Annotated in this window: 25 protein-coding genes; 16 read left to right on the top strand and 9 right to left on the bottom strand. The window is 71.3% G+C overall.

Going from position 1 to position 24,305, the window contains the following annotated elements:
- Positions 1-85 precede the first annotated feature (85 nt).
- The 7 genes from MKK64_RS11765 (at position 86) to MKK64_RS11735 (ending at position 5,342) form a co-directional block, all read left to right on the top strand.
- A complete protein-coding gene (locus MKK64_RS11765; RefSeq protein WP_243934979.1) occupies positions 86-1,447 on the top strand; it encodes a M16 family metallopeptidase in 1,362 nt (453 codons plus the stop codon).
- Positions 1,444-2,724 carry a M16 family metallopeptidase gene (locus tag MKK64_RS11760; RefSeq protein ID WP_243934977.1) on the top strand — a complete coding sequence of 427 codons (1,281 nt, stop codon included), beginning with the start codon at positions 1,444-1,446 and terminating at the stop codon, positions 2,722-2,724. Before MKK64_RS11765 ends, MKK64_RS11760 begins: the two co-directional genes overlap by 4 nt.
- A gap of 79 nt (positions 2,725-2,803) precedes the next feature.
- Complete coding sequence (locus MKK64_RS11755) at positions 2,804-3,214, top strand: hypothetical protein (RefSeq protein ID WP_243934975.1); 411 nt, start codon at positions 2,804-2,806, stop codon at positions 3,212-3,214.
- 89 nt (positions 3,215-3,303) lie between these two features.
- Positions 3,304-4,332 (top strand): DUF2891 domain-containing protein, encoded by a 1,029-nt coding sequence (locus tag MKK64_RS11750; protein ID WP_243934974.1) that lies wholly within the window; start codon positions 3,304-3,306, stop codon positions 4,330-4,332.
- A 237-nt stretch (positions 4,333-4,569) separates the two neighbouring features.
- Positions 4,570-4,731, top strand: a complete 162-nt coding sequence (locus MKK64_RS11745) for a YqaE/Pmp3 family membrane protein (RefSeq protein WP_187274833.1) — start codon at positions 4,570-4,572, stop codon at positions 4,729-4,731.
- 25 nt (positions 4,732-4,756) lie between these two features.
- The gene (locus MKK64_RS11740; protein WP_147727082.1) at positions 4,757-5,008 is read left to right on the top strand and encodes a hypothetical protein; all 252 of its coding nucleotides are present in this window, start codon (positions 4,757-4,759) and stop codon (positions 5,006-5,008) included.
- Between the two features lie 130 nt (positions 5,009-5,138).
- Positions 5,139-5,342, top strand: a complete 204-nt coding sequence (locus MKK64_RS11735) for a hypothetical protein (protein ID WP_147727083.1) — start codon at positions 5,139-5,141, stop codon at positions 5,340-5,342.
- Between the two features lie 6 nt (positions 5,343-5,348).
- Here the strand turns inward: MKK64_RS11735 and MKK64_RS11730 are convergent, their stop codons facing one another.
- From MKK64_RS11730 to MKK64_RS11715, 4 genes are read right to left on the bottom strand one after another with little or no spacing between them, the layout of a single operon-like run.
- Complete coding sequence (locus tag MKK64_RS11730; RefSeq protein ID WP_243934972.1) at positions 5,349-5,531, bottom strand: hypothetical protein; 183 nt, start codon at positions 5,529-5,531, stop codon at positions 5,349-5,351.
- A 7-nt stretch (positions 5,532-5,538) separates the two neighbouring features.
- Positions 5,539-6,105: a YceI family protein gene (locus MKK64_RS11725; RefSeq protein WP_243934970.1), complete on the bottom strand. Its 567-nt coding sequence runs from the start codon at positions 6,103-6,105 to the stop codon at positions 5,539-5,541.
- Positions 6,102-6,707, bottom strand: coding sequence for a cytochrome b (locus tag MKK64_RS11720; RefSeq protein WP_243934962.1), 606 nt, complete (start codon positions 6,705-6,707; stop codon positions 6,102-6,104). The genes MKK64_RS11725 and MKK64_RS11720 overlap by 4 nt, the downstream gene beginning before the upstream one ends.
- Before the next feature lie 51 nt (positions 6,708-6,758).
- Positions 6,759-7,334, bottom strand: coding sequence for a YceI family protein (locus tag MKK64_RS11715; RefSeq protein ID WP_243935061.1), 576 nt, complete (start codon positions 7,332-7,334; stop codon positions 6,759-6,761).
- Between the two features lie 137 nt (positions 7,335-7,471).
- On the opposite strand from MKK64_RS11715, the gene MKK64_RS11710 reads away from it, so the two are divergent.
- Positions 7,472-8,419 (top strand): LysR family transcriptional regulator, encoded by a 948-nt coding sequence (locus MKK64_RS11710; protein WP_243934960.1) that lies wholly within the window; start codon positions 7,472-7,474, stop codon positions 8,417-8,419.
- 70 nt (positions 8,420-8,489) lie between these two features.
- Here MKK64_RS11710 and MKK64_RS11705 read toward each other — a convergent pair whose 3' ends face one another.
- Positions 8,490-8,867, bottom strand: a complete 378-nt coding sequence (locus tag MKK64_RS11705; RefSeq protein WP_243934958.1) for a hypothetical protein — start codon at positions 8,865-8,867, stop codon at positions 8,490-8,492.
- 97 nt (positions 8,868-8,964) lie between these two features.
- Between MKK64_RS11705 and MKK64_RS11700 the strand changes: the two genes are divergently transcribed.
- Positions 8,965-9,903 (top strand): LysR family transcriptional regulator, encoded by a 939-nt coding sequence (locus tag MKK64_RS11700; RefSeq protein ID WP_243934956.1) that lies wholly within the window; start codon positions 8,965-8,967, stop codon positions 9,901-9,903.
- Positions 9,904-10,041: 138 nt separating this feature from the next.
- Here MKK64_RS11700 and MKK64_RS11695 read toward each other — a convergent pair whose 3' ends face one another.
- The 3 genes from MKK64_RS11695 to MKK64_RS11685 form a co-directional block, all read right to left on the bottom strand.
- Positions 10,042-11,694: an ABC transporter substrate-binding protein gene (locus MKK64_RS11695; RefSeq protein ID WP_243934950.1), complete on the bottom strand. Its 1,653-nt coding sequence runs from the start codon at positions 11,692-11,694 to the stop codon at positions 10,042-10,044.
- A 210-nt stretch (positions 11,695-11,904) separates the two neighbouring features.
- Positions 11,905-13,536 (bottom strand): alpha-D-glucose phosphate-specific phosphoglucomutase, encoded by a 1,632-nt coding sequence (locus MKK64_RS11690; protein ID WP_243934949.1) that lies wholly within the window; start codon positions 13,534-13,536, stop codon positions 11,905-11,907.
- A 60-nt stretch (positions 13,537-13,596) separates the two neighbouring features.
- Positions 13,597-14,217 carry a WHG domain-containing protein gene (locus MKK64_RS11685; protein WP_243934947.1) on the bottom strand — a complete coding sequence of 207 codons (621 nt, stop codon included), beginning with the start codon at positions 14,215-14,217 and terminating at the stop codon, positions 13,597-13,599.
- A 205-nt stretch (positions 14,218-14,422) separates the two neighbouring features.
- On the opposite strand from MKK64_RS11685, the gene MKK64_RS11680 reads away from it, so the two are divergent.
- The gene (locus MKK64_RS11680) at positions 14,423-17,842 is read left to right on the top strand and encodes an acyl-[ACP]--phospholipid O-acyltransferase (protein WP_243934945.1); all 3,420 of its coding nucleotides are present in this window, start codon (positions 14,423-14,425) and stop codon (positions 17,840-17,842) included.
- Between the two features lie 160 nt (positions 17,843-18,002).
- A complete protein-coding gene (scpA, locus tag MKK64_RS11675; protein WP_243934943.1) occupies positions 18,003-20,168 on the top strand; it encodes a methylmalonyl-CoA mutase in 2,166 nt (721 codons plus the stop codon).
- Positions 20,169-20,185: 17 nt separating this feature from the next.
- Here scpA and MKK64_RS11670 read toward each other — a convergent pair whose 3' ends face one another.
- Entirely contained in the window at positions 20,186-20,389 is a 204-nt protein-coding gene (locus MKK64_RS11670; protein ID WP_147727153.1) for a hypothetical protein, read from the bottom strand.
- A gap of 107 nt (positions 20,390-20,496) precedes the next feature.
- Between MKK64_RS11670 and MKK64_RS11665 the strand changes: the two genes are divergently transcribed.
- The 5 genes from MKK64_RS11665 to bchE all read left to right on the top strand — a co-directional run bounded on the left by MKK64_RS11665 (position 20,497) and on the right by bchE (position 24,285).
- Positions 20,497-20,658 carry a hypothetical protein gene (locus MKK64_RS11665; RefSeq protein WP_187274878.1) on the top strand — a complete coding sequence of 54 codons (162 nt, stop codon included), beginning with the start codon at positions 20,497-20,499 and terminating at the stop codon, positions 20,656-20,658.
- A gap of 311 nt (positions 20,659-20,969) precedes the next feature.
- A complete protein-coding gene (locus MKK64_RS11660) occupies positions 20,970-21,584 on the top strand; it encodes a hypothetical protein (protein ID WP_243934938.1) in 615 nt (204 codons plus the stop codon).
- Positions 21,571-21,945, top strand: coding sequence for a transcriptional regulator (locus MKK64_RS11655; protein ID WP_147727150.1), 375 nt, complete (start codon positions 21,571-21,573; stop codon positions 21,943-21,945). Before MKK64_RS11660 ends, MKK64_RS11655 begins: the two co-directional genes overlap by 14 nt.
- Before the next feature lie 48 nt (positions 21,946-21,993).
- Complete coding sequence (locus MKK64_RS11650; RefSeq protein ID WP_243934936.1) at positions 21,994-22,719, top strand: di-trans,poly-cis-decaprenylcistransferase; 726 nt, start codon at positions 21,994-21,996, stop codon at positions 22,717-22,719.
- A gap of 45 nt (positions 22,720-22,764) precedes the next feature.
- Positions 22,765-24,285, top strand: coding sequence for a magnesium-protoporphyrin IX monomethyl ester anaerobic oxidative cyclase (gene bchE / locus MKK64_RS11645; protein ID WP_243934927.1), 1,521 nt, complete (start codon positions 22,765-22,767; stop codon positions 24,283-24,285).
- Positions 24,286-24,305 lie beyond the last annotated feature (20 nt).

The raw sequence follows: 24,305 nt of genomic DNA, 5'->3' as shown, positions 1-24,305 counted from the left end.
CGTGGCCGCTCGATGGCGAGCGGTCGCGCCCGCCCGCTCCCCGACCGCCGCGGACGAACCGCGGCTTCCCGCAGAGGCCCCTCCCATGATCCCTTCGACCGGCCCGCATCGCGTCGATCCCGTCCTCGATCCGGGCGGCGCCGCGTCCCCGGGCCTTTCGGTGACCGGCACCCGGCTCGCCAACGGCCTGCAGGTCGTCGCGATCCCCGATCGCCGCAGCCCGATCGTCACGCACATGGTTTGGTATCGCAACGGCGCGGCCGACGACCCGCCGGGCAAGTCGGGCATCGCGCACTTCCTCGAGCACCTGATGTTCAAGGGAACCCGGACCCATCCGGCGGGGCACTTCACCCAGGTGCTGGCGGCGCTGGGCGGCCAGGAGAACGCCTTCACCGCCTACGACTTCACCTGCTACTTCCAGCGCGTCCCGGCCGAGCACCTCGCCCTCTGCATGACCTACGAGGCCGACCGCATGCGCAACCTCGTCCTGACGGACGAGGCGGTGGCGAGCGAGCGCGACGTGGTCCTGGCCGAGCGCGGCATGATCTGCGACTCGGACCCGGGCGCGCTCCTGCACGAGGCCGTCGCGACCGCGGCCTTCCCCGCCCATCCCTACGGCCGCCCGGTGATCGGCTGGCGCCACGAGATCGAGGGCCTCGGGCGCGCGGACGCCCTCGCGTACTACGAGCGCTTCTACACGCCGTCGAACGCCATCCTGGTCGTGGCCGGCAACGCCGAGCCGGAGCGGGTGCACGCCATGGCCGAGGCCGCCTACGGGGCGATCCCGGCGGCCGGGGCCGCGCCGGAGCGCCGCCGGGTGCAGGATCCGCCCGCCCGCGCGCAACGGCGGATCACGCTCGCCGATGCCAAGGTGCGCCAGCCGCACATGGCGCGGGTGTTCGCCGTGCCGTCCTACGGCACGGGCCGGCCCGGCGAGGCGGAGGCCTTCGAGGTGCTGGCCGTCCTCCTCGGCCACGGCCCGACCTCCGTCCTGCACACCCGGCTCGTCGTCGGGCGCCGCTGCGCGACGGCGATCGGCGCCGGGTACTCGGGCGCGCACATGCTGGAGCAGGCGCAGCTGTCGATCTCGGGCGTGCCCGCATCCGGCACCACGCCCGAAGCGCTCGACGAGGCCGTCGAGGAGATCCTGAGCGCGCTCGCCGAGTCCGGCTTCGCGGCCGAGGACGTGGTCCGGGCCAAGCGTCACCTCGTGGCCGCGGCGCTCTACGAGCGCGACAGCCAGTCGTCGCTGGCCCAATGGTACGGCACCCTCCTCGCCTGCGGGCTCGACCTCGAGGCCATCGGCGCCTGGGTGTCCCGCGTCGAGGCGGTGACGCCCGAGGCGCTGCGGGCCGCCCTGCTCACGCTCGACCGGCGCACCGGCGTGTCCGGCTACCTCCGCGACGACGCCGCAGCGGCCCGACTCCCCCGAGAGGCGATCCCATGACGATCCACGTCCCCCCCGTCTCCCTCGCCGAGCGGGTCCGATCGGTCCGCAGCCCCGGCGGGATCGAGGCCTGGCTCTTCGAGGACCACGCCCTGCCGATCCTGTCGGCGAGCATCGGCTTCCGGGGCGGTGCCGCGCTCGACCCGCCGGGCAAGGCGGGCACCGCGCTGCTGATGGCCCGGCTGCTCACGGAGGGCGCCGGCCTCCTCGACAGCGAGGGCTTCGGCCGGGCGCTCGCCGACGACGCGATCCGCCTGTCGTTCGGCCTGGAGCGGGACGGCCTGCGGGCGCGCCTGCGGACCCAGTCCAGCACGGTGGACAGGGCCTTCGCGCTCCTGCGGCTCGCGGTGAACGAGCCGCACTTCGCCCCTGCGCCCCTGGCGCGGGTGCGAAGTGCGGCGACCGCCGGCGTGCGGCAGAGCCTCGCCGATGCCGGCCAGACCGCGCATCTGGCGTTCTTCGCGCGCGGCTTTGCCGGCCACGCCTACGCGAGCCCGGCCGCAGGCGACCTCGCGAGCCTCGAGGCGATCGACGGCGCCGACGTCGTCGCCCTGCATCGCCGCATGCTCACCCGAACGGGCCTCCTCGTCGCCGTGGTCGGGGCGATCGGCCCGGAGGCGCTGGCAGGGTTGCTCGACAAGGCCTTCGCGGACCTGCCCGAGGGCGAGGCGGCGGCCACGCCGCCCGTCGCGCTCGCCGGCCTGGGCGAGCGCGAGGTCGTCCGCCTCGACGTCCCGAACGCCGCGATCGTCCTCGGACGGCCGGGCATCCGCCTCGACGATCCGGACTTCACGGCCTCGCAGGTCGTGAACCACTGCTTCGGCGGCGGCACGTTCACCGCGCGCCTGATGCGGGAGGTCCGGGAGAAGCGTGGCCTGTGCTACGCGATCGGGTCGGGGTTGGACGCCGCCGCGGCGGCCTGCACGCTCAGGATCTCGACCTCGGTCGCCAACGCGCGGGTCGGCGAGACGCTGGCCGTCGTCGCCGACGAGGTCGCGCGGCTCGCCTCGGACGGGATCGGCCCGGACGAGCTGGAGGCGGCCAAGAGCGCCATGATCGGCGCCTACGGGCTGAACTTCGACACCTCGGTGTCGATCGCCGAGCTGCTCCTCACCCTGCAGTTCCAGGGGCGGGGGCGCGATTGGCTCGACGCGCGCAACCGGCGCATCGCCGCGATCACGACGGAGGATGCGGCCCGTGCGATCGGCCGCCTCTTCGGGGACGGGGCGATGCTCACGACGATCGCCGGCGATCCGCCGGCCGGAGCCGACGCCTGACTGGATCGGGACGGCATCCCGCCGGCCCGGCGCCCGCGAGGCGCGCATCGAGACGAGGGGGAGCAAGCGGATGAGGACGATGGTTCATGCGGCCGTGATGGCGGCGGCGATCCTGGCCGAGCCCGGCCTGGCGGCGGCGCAGGCGAGGCGCCCCGATCCCGGCCTGGAGCTCGGCGGCCAGGACTCGCAGTACAACAGCGACACCAAGGCGATGCGCAACCAGCTGCAGGGCGGGGCGAAGGAGCTCGGCGCCGCGGCGGCCCCCGCGCCGGTCCGCAAGGCGGCCCGGCCCGAGAAGACGTTCGGCCCCGACCTGGCCGCCTTCGTGGCCGCCCCGGTCGGCGTGATCGTGACGCCGATCAACGCGGGCCTGCGCGCCTTCGACGCCGCGATGGCGCCCCTGAACGACGCCCTGCGGCCGATCACCGGTCCCCTGGTGCTGGCGCCGCCCCCCACCCCGGTGCCGGTGCCGGTGGGACCCGGCAAGTAGGCGGCCCATCCAGGGGCGCGAAGCAGGACCTCGGGACGCCGCGGGCGGCCCCAGGCCCGGCTTCGCGCCGCCTCGCCGGGAGATCCGCATTGCGCCACCGCTTGACCCCCGAGGTCGCCGCCCGCTTCGCCGTCGTGACGCTCGGGCATGTCACCCGGGAATATCCGAACCACCTGGCCCATGTGCTGCGGGGACCGGAGGATGCGGCCACGCCGGCGACGCTGCACCCGGTCTTTTACGGCAGCTACGATTGGCACTCGTGCGTCCACGGCCACTGGCTCCTGGCGCGCCTGCTCCGCCGCTTCCCGGACAGCGCCGAGGCGCCCGCGATCCGCGCCCTGTTCGATCGCCAGCTGACGGACGAGAAGATCGCCGGCGAGTGCGCCTATCTCGCCGCCCCGACCGCGCGGGGGTTCGAGCGCCCCTACGGATGGGCCTGGCTCCTGAAGCTCGCCGACGAGCTGCGGCACCTGCCGGAGACGCGATGGTCCCGCGCGCTCGCCCCCCTCGCCGGATTGTTCGCGCAACGCTTCCGGGACTTCCTGCCGATCGCCGGCCACCCGGTGCGCGTCGGCACCCACCCCAACACCGCCTTCGGCCTGCGGATGGCCTTCGACCATGCCGAGGGAACCGGCGACGCGGCCCTGGCCGGGCTCCTCGCCGACACGGCCGAGGCCTGGTACGGCGAGGATGTCGACTGCCCGGCCTGGGGCGAGCCGGGGGGCGACGAGTTCCAGTCGCCCAGCCTGATCGAAGCGGAATGCATGCGAAGCCTGCTCCCGTCGGCGCGCTTCCTCCCGTGGCTCGATCGCTTCCTGCCGCGCCTCGCGCACGGCCAGCCCGCAACTCTGTTCGCGCCGGTCGTCCCGACGGATCGCAGCGACGGCAAGATCGCCCATCTCGACGGTCTCAACCTGAGCCGGGCCTGGTGCTTCCGCGCGCTGGCCGAAGCCCTGCCGTCGGGCGATCCCCGCCGGCCGATGATGCTGGAAGCAGCCGAGGCGCATCTCGACGCCAGCCTCCCGCACCTGACGACGCACTACATGGGCGCCCACTGGCTCGCCAGCTTTGCGGTGCTGACGATGGATACGGAAGCCGCGAACGCCCGGGAGGGATGACCTTCGAGCCGGAGGAGCGGGGCGGCCCGGAGCGGCAGCCGAAAACGCCGACCGCCGATCCGCGACGGTCGGTCAAACGACAAAGCATGCCAACCGTTGCGACAGGCTCTCTCACCGCGCCCACGCCGCTTGGGCGAGCCTGAGTCGGAACAAATCGGGCTGAAACAGCCTGAGTGTGCGGGGCAGCATCGGCCGACGCCGTGCGGCCGACAACATCGTCTGGGGATGCGACGCGCCATGGTCATGATCATCATCTGCTTCCTGGCGCCGTGGCTGGCGATGTTCCTGCGCGGGAAGGTGATCCAGGGCATCCTGTGCATCCTCCTCCACATCACCGTCATCGGCTGGATTCCGGCAACGATCTGGGCCCTGGTGGTCACGCGCAAGGAAGCTGCGTAGGGGCGTCGGACCCGGGGAGGCTTTCATGCAGAGCAGGCTCGCGAAGACGATCATCGGGGCGATCCTCGCCGTCGCCCTGGCCGTCGCCGTATCCTACGGCTTGATCACCCAGCAGACCGCCGATCAGATCCAGACGAAGGCCGACCAGACATTGCAGACCGGCCCTGGTGTTCCGCCGGCCGGGCCCGGGCAGCCGGCGCCGGCGCCGCCGAACCCACAGGCGCCGACGCAGCCCGGCACGACGCCGGCAACCCCACCCGCGGCGCCGCGGCCATGAGGAGGTCGCAGCCGGCACCGAGGCGCGAGATGTCGGATCCGCCGCGATGAGGTCGAAGGGCCGCTCCGCATGAGGGCGCCTCCGGACCCGGCAGGCTCCCGGAGTGCACCTCCATCCGAAGGATAGGCCCATGCTGATGACCGTGCTTCTGCTGGCCTTCCTCGGCATCCTCGTGGTGATGCTGGTCACGCGCCGGCATATCGGACGGCTCGGATCGCTGGCGACGCTGATCGCAGCCGCGGCGCTGGCCCTCTGGCTGATCGACAGCGGCCTGGTCCCGGGGTCCAAGGGCCCGCTCGAGGGCGACCGGGCGACGACGTTTCGCGACCGGTGATCGCCGTTAGTCGACGGGCGCGGTCGCGCCGAGATCCCGACCGGCTGCGCCCTTGCGCCGCCGGTCATCCGCGCCTTCGGCTTCGTTCGGCGCGGCCTCGGCCGCGTCGGCTCGGAAATGGCTTCGGCTCGGCGAAGGACGACCGGCAGCGTGCCGGCCGAGGTCGCAGGCAGCCGGCACTTCGAGCATCGCGATCCTAGCGCGCAGCGTCCTTCCGGCGCGCCACGAGATCCAGGTCGACGCCGACCTCGAGGGCGACCCATTGGCCCGACGCCCACGGCCCCTGCCCGACGCCGAAATCGGTGCGCACGAGATCGAGATGCCCGGTGGCGTGAGCGGCATCGCCGGCAAGGGTGAGGCGGAAGGGCAGGGTCGCGTCGCGGCGGATGCCGCGGATCGTGAGGCTGCCGACGGCCTCGTAGGCGTCGCCGCCCCTGGGCACGAAGCGCGTCGCCTCGAAGCGGGCCTGAGGCGTCGCCTTGGTGGCGAACCAGTCGGCCTGCGGCAGGGCCTCGTCACGCTGGACGTCGCCGGTCTCGGCGCTGGCGAGGTCGACGGTCACCAGCGCATGCCCGGTCTCCGGGGCGGCCGGGTCGAAGGCGATCTCGGCCTCGAAGCGCTTGAAGCGGCCCTTGAACGGGACGCCGACCTGAACCCCCGAGAAGCCGAGGCGGCTCTTGGCCGGATCGACGGCCCAATCCGCGGCCTCGGCGCAGGCGGGTGCGGCGAGGATCGCGGCGGCGAGCAGCAGGCGATACGTCATCGGGGCGAAACCTCGCGGCGGGTGGGGCCGAGCGACGGCAGCATCCGCCGCAGGGTGTCGTCCCGCAGGACGAAATGGTGCCGCAGGGCGGCGCCGGCATGCAGCACGAGAAGGGCGATCAGGAACCAGGCGCCGGACGCATGGACCAGCTTCGATCCGGCCTCGACCGCCGCCTTGTTCGGGAGGTCCGTGACGATCGGCAGATGCGGCCAGGGCACGACGCCGTACAGGACCGTCGGGATGTTGAACGGCGAGGCCGAGACCAGCGCCCAGCCGACCAGGGGCATCGCGATGATCAGGGCGTAGAGCACGGCGTGGGCGAGATGCGCCGCGCCCCGCTCCAGGGCCGGCATCGCCGCCGGCAGGGGCGGGGGCCTGTGGAAGGCGCGCCAGCCGAGCCGGAGCAGCGACAGCACGAGCACGGTGATGCCGACCGACTTGTGCCACTGGTAGAGCTGGAACCGGCGCATCGGCGCCAGGTCCGCATGCGTCATCGCGAGGCCGATGCCGAGGAGCGCGAGCACCAGGGCCGCGATCGCCCAGTGGAAGGCGATCGCGACGCGGGTGTACCGGAGCGGGGCAGGGGCCACGGCATCGGGCATGGTCGTTCCTGGCATCGCGATCTCGGGGCCGCGGTCGTGCGCGGCTTGGGCCTATTCGGTGCGCTCGAACGCGCCGGCGATGGTGAGGTGCAGCTCGTCGCCGATCAGCGGCACGTAGGTCTTCACGCCGAATTCCGAGCGCTTGATCGTGCCCTTGGCGTCGAAGCCGACCGTGTACTTCTTGCTCAGCGGGTTCACGCCGGCGCCGACCAGGGTCACGTCGAGGGTCACCGGCTTGGTCACGCCGTGGAGCGTCAGGTTGCCGGCGACCTTGGCCTTGTCCTTGCCCTCGGGCGTGACCTTGGTCGAGACGAAGGTCATCTCCGGGTACTTGGTCGCGTCGAGCCACTGGTCGCCCTTCAGCTCGTCGGTGAGCTTGGAGCTGGTGGTGGTGACCGACGCGACGGGTATCGTGATCTTGAGGCTGCTCTGGGCCGGGCTCTTCGGCTGGAGGTCGAGGGTGCCCGAAACCTCGGAGAAGCCGCCGGAATAGTTCGAGAAGCCCATGTGCGACACGGTGAACCCGACCTGGGTGTGGCCGGCATCGACCGCGTAGGCGCCGGCCTGGATCTGGGCCGGGTCGCGGGTCGGCGGTGTCTGCGCCAGCGCCGGGGCGGCGGCGAGCATGAGTGCGATCGACAGGGCGGAGGGGCTGAAGGGCTTCACGAAGAGCTCCGGGCTCGCTGGCACGGCGGGATGCGCCGTTCGGAGGCGCCGAGATAGGCCGCTTCCCAGCGGGGCGGAAGCGCGGTAACCGGAGACGCATGGTTGCGATTCCGGAAACCTTCACCGGGCATCTCGACGACGTGCGTGCCTTCTGCGCGGTGGTCGACCTCGGCAGCGTGACCCAGGCGGCGGCCTTCGTGCGCGAGACCAAGGGCAGCGTCAGCCGCCGCGTCTCGCGGCTGGAGGCGGTGCTCGGCGTGACGCTGCTGGCGCGAACCTCGCGCGCGGTCTCGCCGACGGCCGACGGGCTGGCCTTCCACGCCCGCGCCCAGGAGAGCCTTGCGCTCCTCGACGAGGCTTTGGAGACGGCGCGCGGCGCCCGAACCGAACCGCGCGGGCACCTGCGCGTCACCGCCTCCATCGATTTCGGCGTCGAGGTGCTGCCCGATCTCGTGGCGAGCTTCCGCGCGCGCTACCCGCAGATCACGATCGAACTGCTGATCACCGACAACCGGCTGGACCTCGCCGCCAACCGCGTCGACCTCGCCCTGCGGCTCGGCGGCGCGCATCCGGACAGCGGCTACATGGCGCCGATCCTCGCCGAGCTGACGATCGGCCTCTACGCCGCCCCGGCCTATCTCGCCCGGAAGCCGGCTCCGGCCGACCTCGCCGGGCTCTGCGACCACGACGTGGTGTTCTCGCGCGAGCGCGTCGGCGCCTCGCAGATCGCGGTGTCGGACCGGCTCGGGCGCGAGGCGCTGATCGACGTGCGCCCGGTGGTGCGGGCGACGGATTTCGCCACCGTGCTGCGGTTGACGCTGGCCGGCGTCGGCATCGGCCACATCCCGAGCCTCGTCGCCGCGAAGGCGCTGGGCGCCGGCACGCTGGTTCCGGTGATGCCCGATTGGGCGAGCCGCGGCGGGACGCTCCGGGCGGTCAGCCTCGCGGGGCGCGAATTGCCGGCGCGGGTCCGGCTGTTCCGCGAGCATGTCCGCGCGGAGGTGGCGCGCGCGTCGTCCGGTCGGCGGCTCCATGATCCGGCCTGACGGCGTCTGCCGGCTCCCGGCCTCGTCGCGAGGCCGGGAGGGTCGGCACGGCCGGGCATGCCCGGAGCGCTCAGTCGACGGCCGCGGCTTCCAGCGTGACGGCCTTGGTCCGGGAGGGCTGGACCAGGATGCGGTCGCCGACGCGGCTGATCTCGATCGTCTCGGCGGGCGAGTCGGCCGGGCGCGGGGTCGAGAGCGTCACGCTCTGGTCGTCGGCCAGGACCGTCTCGAAGCGGACGGCGGGGGCTGCGGCGCGCGGCGCCAGGGTGACGACGACGCGATACCCTTTCGGCTCGGCGGTGTAGTAGGCGACGCCGGACAGGGTCCCGAGGTCGACGCTGCCGGCCGCGGCCGGCTTGATCTCGGCTGCGCCTGCACTGCCGAGGCCGGCGGTGAGGGCGACGATGGCCGCGAGGGCGACGGTGCGGCTGCGAGTCGTGATGGACATGATCGTGAGACCTTCGTGCTGCCAAGGGCCCGATGCCCTTGCCTTGGTCACGAATATGTTCTGCAGTGCAGCATGGATCAAACCGATCGTATCGCTGATGACTATCGATCACATCGATCTTAGCCGCATCGACCTGAACTTGCTCGTCGCCCTCGACGCGATGCTGGCCGAGCGCAGCGTGACCCGCGCCGCGGCTCGCATCGGCATCGGCCAGTCGGCGATGAGCTCGAGCCTCGCCCGCCTGCGCCGGATGTTCGACGACGAGCTGCTGACCCGCGCCCCCGACGGCATGCGGCCGACGCCACGCGCCCTGGCGCTGGCCGAGCCCGTCCGCGCGGCCCTGCGGCAGATCCAGGCGATCGTCCGGCGCGAGGCGGCGTTCGATCCGGCCACGACCGAGCGGACCTTCACGGTCAGCCTGCCGGACAGCACCGAGGTCCTGCTCGGGCCCCGGCTGCTCGGCTACCTGCGCGCCGAGGCGCCGGGCATCCGCCTGCTGCTGCGCTCGGTCGACCGCACGCACATCCTGGAGGAGCTCGACGCCGACCGGGTCGACCTCGCCATCGGCTTCGGGTTCGAGGGGCAGACCCATCACAAGCAGCGCCTGCTCTACCGCGACACCTACGTCTGCCTGTTCGACGCCGGCCAGGTCGGGCTCGCGCCGCCGATCTCCCTGGACGACTACCTGCGCTTCCCGCACATCCTGACCAGCCTGCGCGAGACCGCCCACGGTGTCGTGGACGACGCGCTGGCCAAGCTCGGGCGGGCGCGGACGCTGGCGCTGACGACGCCGCGGTTCCTGGTGGTGCCGTTCCTGGTGCGCGCCGCCCCGGTGATCACGACGATGCACGCGCGGCTCGCCACCTACTTCGCCGACGCGCTCGGGCTGACGGTGAGCCCGGCGCCGGTGGAGCTGGACGCGGTCTCGGTCTCGATGCTGTGGCACGCCTCCTACGACGACGACCCGGCCCACCGCTGGCTGCGGCAGGTGCTGGTGCGGCTGGCGGGCGAGACGGCCGAGGTCGAGCGGCTTTAACGGGGTGGGGCAGGGGGCCGGCGCATCGCCGACCCCGCATCCCTGACCACGCTCTTCCCTCCCCCCTCTGCGGGGGAGGGAGTACCCGTCACGCATCTGCTGCGCGATCCGGTAGCGAAGGAAACCCGCGCCGCCCCATCACGCCAGCGTCGTCAGGTCCTGGAACCAGTGCTGGGCCTGGGTGTAGCCCTTCACCTTCGGCGAGAGCGCGTGCGGGTTGGTGTCGTGCACGACCCAGACCTGCACCGCCTCGTCGACCACGATCTCGTGGATGCGGGCCAGCAGCTTGTCCTGCTCCGCCGGGTCGAGGCTGGCCTTGACCTTGTCGCAGAGCGCATCGACCTCGGCGTTCTTCCAGTGGCTCCAGTTCACGCCGTTCGGGGCGATCTGGCGCGAATCGTAGAAGCGCAGGATCGCGTAGAACGGATCGGAGGTGACGTAGGCGATGTTGCCGGCCGAGACGCCCTTCTGGCTCGGGTCGGCCGCGCCCTGGCGCCAGCCGGTATAGGCGACCTCCAGCTCGACGGTCTTGAACTCGACCTGGATGCCGATCTCGGCCCAGCTCTGCTGGATGAACTCGTTGATCGGCAGGGACAGCATCTGCCCGGTGCCGCCGGTGGGGATCAGGATCGTCGCCTTGACCGGGTTCTTTACCGAGAAGCCGGCCTCCTCCACGAGCGTCTTGGCCGCCGCGACGTCGGTCTTGATCTGGAAGGTCGGCTTGCCGAACCACGGGCTCGACGCCTGCACCTGCCCGACGGCCGGGGCGGCCAGGCCGCCCATCAGCTGCACCACGCCGTCGCGGTCGATCGCGAGGTTGGCGGCCTTGCGCAGGCGGATGTCGCGCCAGGGCGAGCCCTCGACCATCGAGAGGTGGTAGTTCCAGACATGCGGCGTGTCGTTACCGACGATCCGCATGCCGGCGGCCTTCAGACGCGGCACGGCGTCGGGCGCGGGCAATTCGATCAGGTCGACGTTGCCCGACAGGAGCGCGTTCACGCGGGCGAGGTCTTCGGGCACGCAGGCCAGCGTCAGCTTGGCGAGCTTCGGGGCGCGCTTGGGGTTCCAGTAGGCCTCGTTCGCCACGAGCTCGAGGCGGACGCGGGGCTGGAGCTGGCCGATCTTGTAAGGCCCGGTCCCGGAGGGCTGGAACGCGAACTTCGACCAGTCGCGCCCGGCCGCCTCGAACCCGGCCGGCGACGAGATCAGGAACCACAGCATCTGGTAGGGGAACAGGCTGTCGGCGGTCTTCGTCGTCACCTGCACGGTCATCGCATCGAGCTTCCGATACGACGCCACGCCGGGCAGGCGCGGCCTCACCTGGGCGGCCTGGCGCTGGTCGAAGTGCGGCGCCTCCTTGTTGAGCACCTTGTCGAAGTTCCAGATCACCGCGTCCGCATCGAAGGCCGAGCCGTCGTGGAACTTCACCCCGTCGCGCAGGTGGAACGTCCAGTTCTTGCGGTCGGCCGGGTCGCTCTCCCAGGACGTCGCGAGGCCGGGCACCATTCTGCCGGGGCGGTCCGCAACATCGAGCTCCCAGGCGATCAGCGGATCGTAGAGGGTCAGCCCGGTGAACTGGTAGCCGCCCGCGCCCTTGTCCGGCTGCCCGGTGGTGAGCGGCAGGTCCGACATCGAGATGCCGTAGGTCAGGGTGCCCGCGGGTTTGCCGCCGGGCGCCGAGCCCCCCTGGGCGAGGGCGCCAGGCGCGGCGAGCGGCCAGCCCACCCCGAGCGCGCCGAGGGCGGCGCTGCCGAGCATGATGTTGCGGCGCGTGAGCGAAGTCTTGTCCATCGGGCACTTTTCGATCGCGGAACGGGAACGATCCGCGCGTCGAAGGAAACGGCGACGCCCTCCGTCGATCGGACGGCATCACCGATCCACGGGCAAGGAGGACCTCCTTGCGTTCCGCCGCGCGGGCTCGTGCCGACATGGGAGGCACACAATATGCCAAGCGCCGCCCGGCACCTCCGCAACCGGTAGTCTACCGGAATCGGTTCCGGCTCACGTCACCACGCTCGGCTCGGCCCGTCCGGTCAGCGCCTCGATCTCCGCCAGCTCGCGGGCGACGGCGACCAGCGGAGCCAGCACCGCGGCGACCGGCCGCTCGAGCCGGTCCGGCGCCGCCTCGTAGCGCTCGATGTAGACGCGCAGCGTCGCGCCCGCCGTGCCGGTGCCGGACAGGCGGTAGACGATGCGGGCATCCTCCGCGAAGATGACGCGAATGCCCTGGCGCTCGCTCACCGAGCCGTCGACCGGGTCGACGTAGCGGAAATCGTCCGCCGCCGAGACCGTGACGTCGCCGATCCGCCGGCCGGGCAGCTCCGCGAGCTTGTCCCGCAACCCGTCCATCAGCCGGTTGGCGGCGTCCGAGGCGATCTCCTCGTAATCGTGCCGGGTGTAGTAGTCGCGCCCGTACTCCGCCCAGTGCTCGCGCACGATCGCGTCGGCGCGCTTGCCCGTCGCGGCCAGGATGTTGAGCCAGAGCAGCACCGCCCACAGCCCGTCCTTCTCGCGGACGTGGTTCGAGCCGGTGCCGGCGCTCTCCTCGCCGCAGAGCGTGATCAAGCCGGCATCGAGCAGCGTGCCGAAGAACTTCCACCCGGTCGGCGTCTCGTAGGCACCGATCCCGAGGCGGGCCGCGACGCGGTCGGCCGCGCGGCTCGTCGGCATCGAGCGGGCGATGCCGGCGAGCCCGGATGCGTAGCCGGGCGCGACGCTGGCGTGCGCCGCCAGGATCGCGAGGCTGTCGCTCGGGGTCACGAACAGGCCCGGCGCGACGATCATGTTGCGGTCGCCGTCGCCGTCCGAGGCCGCGCCGAAATCCGGCGCGTCGGGGCCGAGCATCAGCTGGTAGAGGTCGTGGGCGTGGACCGGGTTCGGATCGGGGTGGTGGCCGCCGAAATCCTCCTTCGGCTCGCCGTTCACCACCGTGCCGGGCTCGGCGCCGAGCATGCCTTCGAGGATCGCGTGGGCGTAGGGGCCGGTCACCGCGCTCATCGCATCGAAGCGCATGCGGAAGCCGGAGGAGAACAGGCGGCGGATCGCGTCGAAATCGATCAGCTCGGCCATCAGCGCGGCGTAGTCGGCGACCGGATCGATCACCTCCACGACCATGTCGCCAATCCGCGTCGCCCCGACCTGGTCGAGGTCGAGGTCGGGCACGTCGGCGATGCGATATTCCGTCAGCGTCTTCGTCGCGGAATAGATCGCCTCGGTGACGCTCTCGGGCGCCGGGCCGCCGTTGGCGGTGTTGAACTTGATGCCGAAATCGCCGTCCGGCCCGCCGGGATTGTGGCTCGCCGAGAGGATGATGCCGCCGATCGCGCCGGCTTTGCGGATCACGCAGGACGCGGCCGGCGTCGAGAGCAGGCCGCCCCGGCCGACGAGGACGCGGCCGAAGCCGTTGGCGGCGGCGATCTTCAGCGCGGTCTGGACCACCGCGCGGTTGAAGAAGCGCCCGTCGCCGCCGAGCACCAGGGTCGCGCCCTCGCGGCCGGCGACGGACTGGACGATCGCCTGGACGAAGGTCTCGACGTAGTGCGGCTGGCGGAAGTGGGCGACCTTCTTGCGCAAGCCGGACGTGCCGGGCTTCTGATCGGAGAACGGCGTCGTCGGCACGCGTTTCAGGACCATGGTTCGCTCGATCTCTCAGGGACTTTCCGCCCAACAACCCGGTTTCGCGGGAGCGGTCAATCAGCCCGCCGGTTCCGCCGCCAGGAAGCGGGCGACGAGCATCCGCGCGAGGTCCGCGGGGGCGGCGTCGGTCAGCGCCCTGAGCTTGCCCGAGGTCGAGAGCGAGGCGAGCCCGTGCAGCGACGCCCACAGGGCGGCCACCGCCTGGGCGCGCTCGGCGGCGTCGGGCAGCAGCGGCTGCAGCGTTCCGTCGACGAGGCCGGTCGCGGAGGCCAACGCCTCCCAGTACCAGTCCGGCACCGCGGCGCCGCGCGCGGGCGCCTGGTCGGAGACGAGGCTCCAGATCGCCGGATCCGCGGCGACGAAGGCGAGGTAGGCGGAGGCCAGGGCCGCCGCGTTCGCCCGCGGCGACTCCGCCGGGTCGAGGGCCGCCGCGAGCGCGTCCCGCAGCCGGGCGAAGGTGCGGGCGTTCATCCGCAGCAGCACCGCGTCGAGATCGCCGACCGCATTGTAGATCGAGTTCGGCGCGTAGCCGATCGCGGCGGCGAGCGGCCGCATCCCGAGGGCGCGCACGCCCTGGTTCCGGACGATGCCCTCGGCGGCCTCGCAGACCAGCGCGAGGAAGCCGGCCCGGTCGACGTCGCCGCGCGGGCCGGCGGCGCGCTTCTTAACGGTCTTCACGCTATGCATCCGCGGTGTCCCGTGCGGTCGCGCACGGGATGCAGCGATAGATTGCACGGCGTGCAAGAACAAGCTTGCGCACCGCCCGCGATCGCTTAGTTTGCACGTTGTTCAAATTCCGTCGTCCAGCGTGGATCGCACCGGGCCCGGGATTTGACGCGACCGCACGGGTTGAGCCAGTCATGGCCCAGCCGGGGAGACCGCCATGTTCCGTTCGCTGATGACCGCCCGGCGTTTCGCGCCGCTGTTCTGGTGCCAGTTCTTCTCGGCCTTCAACGACAACTTCCTGAAGAACGCGCTCGCCTTCCTGATCCTGTTCAAAGTCTCGCAAGGCGGCGATTCCGACTCCGGCATCCTGGTGACGCTGGCGAGCGCCGTGTTCATCGGGCCGTTCTTCATCCTGTCGGGCCTCGGGGGCGAGCTTGCCGACCGCTACGACAAGGCGGTGATCGCCAAGCGGCTGAAGTTCGCCGAGATCTTCGCCGCCGGCACCGCGGTGCTCGGGTTCTTCCTCGCCTCGGTGCCGATCCTGTTCGTCGCGCTCGGGCTGTTCGGGACGATCGCGGCCCTGTTCGGGCCGATCAAGTACGGCATCCTGCCCGACCACCTGCGCCGCGAGGAGCTGCCTGCCGGCAACGCGCTGGTCGAGGCCGCGACCTTCCTCGCGATCCTGCTCGGCACGATCGCCGCCGGCTTCGCCAGCGCCATGGGCGGCTCGCACCTCGTCTTCGGCGGCCTGATCATGGCCTTCGCCGTGCTGTGCTGGCTCGCGGCGCGGGCGATCCCGCGCACCGGCGAGGGCGCGCCCGACCTGCAGGTCGACCGCAACGTCGCACGCTCCACCGTGGCCCTGCTGCGCGACCTGTGGAGCGACCGCCGCCTGTGGCGCGGCTCGATCATCGTCAGCTGGTTCTGGCTCGTCGGCGTGGTGGTGCTGTCCTTGCTGCCGCTGCTGGTGCGGCACGACTTCAACGGCTCGGAGACGGTGGTCACGTTGCTGCTCGCGGTGTTCTCGGTCGGCATCGCGCTGGGCTCGGGCCTAGCCTCGTGGCTGTGCAGCGGGCGGATCGTGCTGCTGCCCACCCCCGTCGGCGCGCTGCTGATGGCCCTGTTCGGCCTCGACCTCGCCTGGACGGTCGCCCACCATGCACCCGAGCCCGGCGCGATGATCGGCGCCGCCGACTTCCTGCGCACGGGCTCCGGCCTGCGGGTGGCGATCGACTTCCTCGGGCTGGCCATGGCCGGCGGCCTCTACATCGTGCCGTCGTTTGCCGCGGTGCAGGCCTGGACCGACAAGGACAAGCGCGCCCGCATCATCGGCGCCGTCAACGTGATGACCGCGGCCTTCATGGTCGGCGGCACCTTGGCGCTCGCCGCGCTCCAGGGCGCCGGCTTCTCGAGCGCGACGCTGCTGGCGCTCGTGGCGGCGCTCAACCTCGTCGTCGCGGTCGTGGTCCTCGTCACCCTGGAGACGAGCCCGTTCCGCGACTTCCTGTCGATCCTGTTCCGGGCGTTCTACCGGCTCGAGGTGCGCGGGCTCGACAACGTGGAGAAGGCCGGCGCGAACTGCATCGTCGCCCTGAACCACGTCTCGTTCCTCGACGCGCCGCTCGCCCTGTCGCTGCTCGACCAGGAGCCGGTCTTCGCCGTCGACCACGGCATCGCGCAGCGCTGGTGGGTGAAGCCGTTCCTGCGGGTCACCAAGGCGATGCCGCTCGATCCGACCCGGCCGCTCGCCACCCGCTCGCTGATCAACGCGGTGAAGGGCGGCGAGACCCTGATCATCTTCCCCGAAGGCCGCCTCACCGTCACCGGCAGCCTGATGAAGGTCTACGACGGCGCCGGCCTGATCGCCGACAAGTCCGGCGCGATGGTCCTGCCGGTGCGGATCGAGGGGCTCGAGAAGACCGTGTTCTCGCGGCTGTCCCGCGATCAGGTGAAGCGGCGCTGGTGGCCGAAGGTGGTCGTCACGGTGATGCCGCCGGTCAAGCTCGGGGTCGACCCGGAGCTGAAGGGCAAGGCGCGCCGGCAGGCGGCGGGCGCGGCGCTCTACGGCATCATGTCCGAGCTGGTGTTCGACACCACCGACATCGACCGGAGCGTGATGACGGCGCTGATCGCGGCCGCCGAGCGCTTCGGCTGGCGCCGCACGGCGCTGGAGGATCCGGTCTCGGGCAAGCTCACTTATTCGCGCCTCGTGATGGGCGCCAACATCCTCGGCCGCAAGCTGATGCCGTTGGCGGGGGAGGGGCGGGCGATCGGGCTGATGCTGCCCAACGCCAACGGCGCCGCGGTGACGTTCTTCGCGCTGGCCTCCGCCGGCCGGGTGCCGGCGATGATCAACTTCTCGGCCGGCGCGGCCAACATCCTCTCCGCGTGCACGGCGGCGCAGGTGACGAAGATCCTCACCTCGCGCGCCTTCATCGAGAAGGGCCGCCTCGGGCCCCTCGTCGAGGCGATCAAGGACAAGGTCGAGCTGATCTACCTGGAGGACGTGCGCGCCACGATCACGACGGGCGACAAGATCCGCGGGCTGCTGGCGGCGCGCAGGCCCCTCGTGGCGCGGACCGGAGAGGATGCGGCCGCGATCCTGTTCACCTCCGGCTCGGAGGGGACGCCGAAGGGCGTGATGGTCGCCAACCGCGGCATGCTCTCGAACGTCGCCCAGGTCGCGGCCCGGATCGATTTCGGGCCATCCGACAAGGTGTTCAACGTGCTGCCGATCTTCCACGCCTTCGGGCTGACCTCGGCGCTGGTGCTGCCGCTGGTCTCGGGCGTGCCGGTCTACCTCTACCCGTCGCCGCTGCACTACCGGATCGTGCCGGAGCTGGTCTACGGCTCGAACGCCACGGTCCTGTTCGGCACCGACACCTTCCTGACCGGCTACGCCAAGGTGGCGCACGCCTACGACCTGCGCAGCTTGCGCTACGTCGTGGCCGGCGCCGAGCCGGTGAAGGATTCCACCCGCCGGACCTACGCGGAGAAGTTCGGCCTGCGCATCCTCGAGGGCTACGGCGTCACCGAGTGCGGACCGGTGGTCGCGGTCAACACGCCGATGTTCAACCGCTTCGGCACCGTCGGGCGCCTGGTGCCGGGCATGGAGCACCGCCTCGACCCGGTCCCCGGCATCGAGGAGGGCGGCCGCCTCGTGGTGCGCGGCCCCAACATCATGCTCGGCTACCTGCGCGCCGAGAACCCCGGCGTGCTGGAGGCTCCCGTGGATGGGTGGCACGACACCGGCGACATCGTCGCCATCGACGCGCAGGGCTTCGTCGCGATCAAGGGCCGCGCCAAGCGCTTCGCCAAGATCGCCGGCGAGATGATCTCGCTCGCCGGCATCGAGGCGACCGCCGCCGACCTGTGGCCGGACAGCCCGAGCGCGGTGGCCGCGGTGCCGGACGCGCGCAAGGGCGAGCGGCTGGTGCTGTTCACCCAGCGCAAGGACGCGACGCGCGCCGCCTACCAGACCTTCGCCAAGGGCCGGGGCGCGCCCGACCTCGCGATCCCGGCCGAGGTGGTAGTGGTCGACGCGATCCCGATGCTCGGCACCGGCAAAGTCGATCAGGTAGCGGTGACCAAGCTCGCGAAGGAGCGCGCGGGCGGGCAGGAGGCGACGGCGGCGTGATCGCCTGAGAGCCAACACTTCATCTTCCCTCCCCCTCTGCGGGGGAGGGGTGCGACCGGAATATCCTGTCGCCGTGTCGCCTTGTCGAAGAGGGCTGTCGCGTCTGATCGGGTCTCGCCTATAATGGCGAAAAGTCCGGCCCCCTTCGAAGAGCCCGCCCATGACCTCCCGCATCCCGAACTTCGCCGAGATCGCCTGGGGCGCGGACGCCGTCGCCGTGCCGCCGCCGCCGTCGGGGGAGCCGTGGATGACGCCCGAGGGCATTCCGGTGAAGACCCATTACGGGCCGGACGACCGGGCCGGGCTGGAATTCGTCGACACCTATCCGGGCGTCGCGCCGTACCTGCGCGGGCCGTACCCGACGATGTACGTCACCCAGCCCTGGACGATCCGCCAGTATGCCGGCTTCTCCACGGCCGAGGATTCGAACGCGTTCTACCGGCGCAACCTCGCCGCCGGGCAGAAGGGCCTCTCGGTCGCCTTCGACCTCGCGACCCACCGCGGCTACGATTCCGACCACCCGCGCGTCTCGGGCGACGTCGGCATGGCCGGCGTGGCGATCGATTCGATCTACGACATGCGGACGCTGTTCTCCGGCATCCCGCTCGACGAGATGACCGTGTCGATGACGATGAACGGCGCGGTGCTGCCGATCCTCGCGCTCTACATCGTCGCCGCCGAGGAGCAGGGCGTGCCGCCGGAGAAGCTCGCCGGCACGATCCAGAACGACATCCTCAAGGAGTTCATGGTCCGCAACACCTACATCTACCCGCCCAAGGGCTCGATGCGGATCATCTCGGACATCTTCGCCTACACCTCGCAGAAGATGCCGAAGTTCAACTCGATCTCGATCTCCGGCTACCACATGCAGGAAGCGGGCGCGACGAACGACCTCGAGCTCGCCTACACGCTGGCCGACGGCGTGGAGTACATCAAGGCGGGGCTGGCGGCCGGGCTGACGATCGACAAGTTCGCCCCGCGGCTGTCGTTCTTCTGGGCGATCTCGACGAACTACTTCATGGAGATCGCCAAGATGCGGGCCGCGCGCCTGATCTGGGCCAAGCTCGTGAAGGAGTTCGAGCCGAAGAGCGAGAAGTCGCTGCCGCTGCGCACCCACTCGCAGACCTCGGGCTGGTCGCTGACCGCGCAGGACGTGTTCAACAACGTCACCCGCACCTGCATCGAGGCGATGGCGGCGACGCAAGGGGGCACCCAGTCGCTCCACACCAACGCGCTGGACGAGGCGCTGGCCCTACCGACCGACTTCTCGGCGCGCATCGCCCGCAACACCCAGCTGTTCCTGCAGCAGGAGAGCGGCACCACCCGCATCGTCGACCCGTGGGGCGGCTCGTACTACGTCGAGAAGCTCACCGCCGACATCGTCGCCCGCGCCTGGGAGCACCTGCGCGAGGTCGAGGAGCTCGGCGGCATGGCCAAGGCGATCGAGGCCGGCATCCCCAAGCTCCGGATCGAGGAGGCGGCGGCGCGGGCCCAGGCCCGGATCGATTCCGGCCGCCAGACCATCGTCGGCATCAACAAGTTCAAGCCCGACGACGAGATGAAGATCGAGCTGATGCGCGTCGACAACGGCAACGTGCGCACGCTGCAGATCGACAAGCTCAAGCGTCTGCGCTCCGAGCGCGACCAGGCCGACGTCGATGCGCGGCTCGCCGCGCTGACCGCGGCGGCGGAAGGGGAGGGCAACCTGCTCGAGCTCGCCGTCGAGGCGGCGCGCGCCAAGGCGACGGTGGGCGAGATCTCGGATGCGCTGGAACAGGCCTGGGGCCGGCACCGGGCCGAGATCCGGTCGATCTCGGGCGTGTACAAGCGGGAGGTGGGTGGCATGTCGCCAGCGGTCGAGCAGGTGCGGGGGCTGGTCGAGGCCTTCGAGGAGAACGACGGGCGCCGCCCGCGCATCCTCGTCGCCAAGATGGGCCAGGACGGGCACGACCGCGGCCAGAAGGTCATCGCCTCGGCCTTCGCCGACCTCGGCTTCGACGTCGACATCGGGCCGCTCTTCGCGACGCCGGCGGAGGCCGCGCGGCAGGCGGTGGAGAACGACGTCCACATCGTCGGCGTGTCGTCGCTGGCGGCCGGCCACCTGACGCTGGTGCCCGAGCTGAAGGCTGCGCTGAGCGAGCAGGGCCGCGGCGACGTGATGATCGTGATCGGCGGCGTGATCCCGCCCGGCGACTACGATGCGCTCTACGCCGCCGGCGCCTCGGCGATCTTCCCGCCGGGCACGGTGATCGCGGAGGCCGCGGTCAAGCTGATCGAGGAGCTGAACGGCCGGCTCGGCTACGCCGCCCGGCAGGCCGCCGAGTAGCGCGCCCCCAAAGAGCGCTATTCCGAAGGCGTCTGCGTCTGCGAGGCCGGCGCCGACGGCGTGATCGAGCCGGTGGCCTCGGGGCCGCCGGCGCGGAACATGGCCTGGGCCGACTGCTCCGCCCGCTCGCGATCGAGCTTCTGCGCAGCCAGCAGCGCGCAGACCACGAGTAGGCCCACCCCGAATACCGCCTTGGCCGTCGTCCAGATGCGATCGAGCATGCCAAATGGTGGCATGCCGTCGGTTAGCGGGATGACAACGCCGGCGCTTTTCCCGCGGCCCGGCGCGCCGATCGCCCGGGCGATCGGGCGCCGGGCCGAAGCAACTGTTGCGCTACTTGGTCTTCTTGCCGGCGGTCTTGATCGCGGCGCTGACCATGTCCTTCGTCGAGGGCGCCGCAGCAATCGTCTTCGAAACCACCTTCTTCGGTTTCTTCGTCTCGCGATTTCCGCGCTTGTTCTCGGATGCCATCATGCTCTCCCGCTGGTGATCGCGGCGATGATGGCACGGTTTTACGAAATCGCGCCCTACAAAACACTTGCCTCGCGCATTCGCGAGACGCGCGAAGACATCTGGGCGGAATGCCCGGGCCCTCGCGACGGGCCCCGTCGGCGGGCGGGCCGCATTCGCGGCGCGCAGCCCGTCACGGCGGTCACCGACGACGAGGTCGCGCCGCCCCCTGATCCACGAATGCCAGCGACTTCGCCACAAATGAAACCAACGGTTGTAATAATTCGCTTGCCGCGTATGCGGCCTCGGGTTACTTTGCAATGCAAAGCACGATTCGACGCCGGAGAGCCCATGCACGACCTCGACAAGGCGCTGGCCGACATCGTCGCCATCCGCTCGCAGATCGCGCGGGACACCGCGTTCCGCGGCCTCGGCTCGGCGGCCCTGGCCGCCACCGGGGCGCTCGCCCTGGCGACCGCGTGCGGGCAGGCGCTCTGGCTCGGCGATCCGGACGCGCGGCCGCTTCTGTTCTTCGGCCTGTGGATCGCGACGGCCTGCGCAGCGGGCGGCCTCATCGGCATCGAGACGGTTCGGCGCTCGCGCCAGCTGCATTCGGGCCTGGCGGACGCGATGGTGTGGAATGCGATCGAGGGGTTCATGCCCGCCGCCGGGGCGGGCGCCTGCCTCGCTCTGGTGATCGCGCGCTTCGCCCCCGATCAGGTCTGGATGCTGCCGGGCCTGTGGCAGGTGCTGGTCGGCCTCGGCCTGTTCGCCTCGGCGCGGATCCTGCCGCGGGCGGTGCAGGGCGCGGGCGCGTTCTACCTTCTCGCCGGCCTGACCGCGTTGGCGATCGCGGGCGAGACCCGGGCGCTCTCGCCCTGGCTGATGGGCCTGCCCTTCGCCATCGGGCAGGGCTGGCTCGCCGTCGTGATGTCCGGCACCGGAGGCGGCGATGGCGATCTCTGATCGGGCCGACGGCCGCTTCTCCTACGACGGTCTCGATCGGGTGATCCACGAGAAGGCGCGGCTCAGCGTGCTGACCTCGCTCGTCGGCCATCCGAAGGGCCTGGCGTTCCCCGACCTGAAGCGCCTGTGCGGGCTCACCGACGGCAACCTCAGCCGCCATCTCGCGGTGCTGCAGGAGGCCGATCTCGTCAGCCTGGAGAAAGGCCACGCCCATAACCGTCCGCAGACCCTGTGCCGGCTGACGCCGGCGGGGCGGGCCCGTTTCCTCGAGTACCTCGGCGTCCTGGAACAGGTGGTGCGCGACGCCGCCAAGGCCGCCCGCCTGCCGGAATCCGGCCACCTTAACACCACCCCGGCCTGACGGCCGACCGCCCGCCATCCGCGCCGCCCCCGACCGGAGCCTTCCACGATGCAAAGCCCCACCGACACCAGGCCGGGCCTTCACGCCGCGATCATCATGGACGGCAACGGGCGCTGGGCGACCCGGCGCGGGCTGCCGCGCGCCGCCGGGCACCGCACCGGGGTCGAGGCGATCCGGCGCACCGCCGAGGCCTGCCCCGAGCACGGGATCGGCACGCTGACCCTCTACGCCTTCTCCAGCGACAACTGGCAGCGCCCGGCCGACGAGGTCGGCGGCCTGATGCGGCTGCTGCGCGTCTACCTGCGCAACGAGACGGCGCGGCTCGCCCGCACCGGCACCCGCCTCAGCGTCGTCGGCCGCCGCGACCGGCTGCCGACCGGGCTCCCCGAGGCGATCGAGCGGGCCGAGGCCGCGACCGCCGCCGGGCGCAAGCTGCACCTGCGCATCGCCGTCGACTATTCCGCCCGCGACGCGATCCTCGCCGCCGCCGCGCGGCTCGCCGGCCAGCCCGCCTCGCGCGAGGCGTTCGGAGCGGAGATCGCCGGCGCGATGCACGGCTCGCCGGTGGACGTCGACCTGCTGATCCGCACCGGCGGCGAGCAGCGCCTCTCCGACTTCATGCTGTGGGAGGCGGCCTATGCCGAGCTCCACTTCACCGAGCGGATGTGGCCCGATTTCGGCGAGGCCGACCTCGCGGCCGCGATGGCCGAATTCACCCGCCGCGACCGCCGCTTCGGCGGCTTGAGCGCACCGAAGGTCTCGGCCGCGGCCTAAGCCCGCTTGACCGTCCCGCGAAATCGAAGCCCCCAGGAGAACGCGTTGAAGATTCTCTTGGTGAACGTGCCGCACCCCGCGATCGGCAGCCGGATTCCGGACGATCACCTGCCGCCGCTCGGATTGCTGGCGATCGGTGGCCCGTTGCTGGACGACGGCCACGACGTTCGCCTGATCGATGCGGAATTCGGCCCGATGCCCTTGCCCGACCTCGTCGCCAGGATCGTCGGCGAGGCGCCGGACGCCGTCCTGTTCGGGCATTCCGGATCGACGTCCGGCCATCCCGTCATCGCCGAGGTTTCGCGCGGCGTCGCCGAGGCCCTGCCGGGAACCGTCATCGTCTATGGCGGCGTGTTCCCGACCTACCATTGGCGCGAGGTGCTGGCGGACGAGCCGCACGTCACCGCCATCGTGCGCGGCGAGGGCGAGGAGACGGCACGCCAACTCATGGCGGCGGTCGGATCCGCAAGACCGCTCGCGGAGGTCGACGGCATCGCCTTCCGCGCCGCGGACGGCATCCATGCGACCGCGCCGGCACCGGTGATCCGCGATCTCGATGCCTACCGCGTCGGTTGGGAACTGATCGACCACGCGCGTTACAGCTATTGGGGCGGGTTGCGTGCGGTCGTCGTGCAGTTCTCCCGAGGCTGCCCGCATTTGTGCACTTACTGCGGCCAGCGTGGCTTCTGGACGCGCTGGCGGCATCGCGACCCCGTTCGTTTCGCGGCCGAACTCGCGCGCCTCCATCGCGAGCACGGCGTGCGGGTGATCAATTTCGCCGACGAGAACCCGACCGTTTCGAAGAAGGCTTGGCGCACGTTTCTCGAAGCTCTGATCGCCGAGAACGTCGATCTCATCCTCGTCGGATCGACGCGGGCCGACGACATCGTCCGCGATGCGGACATCCTGCCACTCTACAAGCAGGCCGGCTGGGAACGCTTCCTGCTCGGTCTCGAAAGCACCGACGCGCAGACGCTGGCACTGATCCGCAAAGGTGCCACGAAGGCGGTCGACCGGGAAGCGATTCGGCTGCTGCGGCAGAACGGCATCCTCTCGATGGCGACCTGGGTCGTCGGCTTCGAGGAGGAACGCGACATCGACTACTGGCGCGGCCTGCGCCAACTCCTCGTCTATGATCCCGATCAGATCCAGATGCTGTACGTGACGCCGCATCGCTGGACGCCGTATTTCAAGCTTGCGGCGAATCGCCGGGTGATCAGGACAGACCGCCGGCACTGGGATTACAAGCATCAGGTGCTCGCGACCCGTCACATCCCACCCTGGCGGGTGCTGCTCTGGTTCAAGCTCATCGAGGTGATCGTTCAGGCGCGACCGAAAGCGCTCGCGCGCGTGCTGTTGCATCGAGACCGGCGTCTCCGCCACGCCATGCGCTGGTATACGCGGATGGGGCGCCGGGTGTGGTCGCACGAGATCATCGACTGGCTGCGCGCCCCGCCCGCGAGAGAAGGCCCCACCGCCGCCGGGTTGTGGGGCGTCCCGCAGGATGGCGAGGAAGAATCGATGACGGTAGCGCGCACGCACCTCCCCGTGGTTGCGGCAGAGTGAGCGATGGTGGGCTGGACAGG

Origin of the sequence: Methylobacterium sp. E-025 (genome assembly GCF_022829705.1) — a bacterium.
Classification (GTDB): domain Bacteria; phylum Pseudomonadota; class Alphaproteobacteria; order Rhizobiales; family Beijerinckiaceae; genus Methylobacterium.
This window is presented reverse-complemented; position numbering and strand designations above follow the sequence as displayed.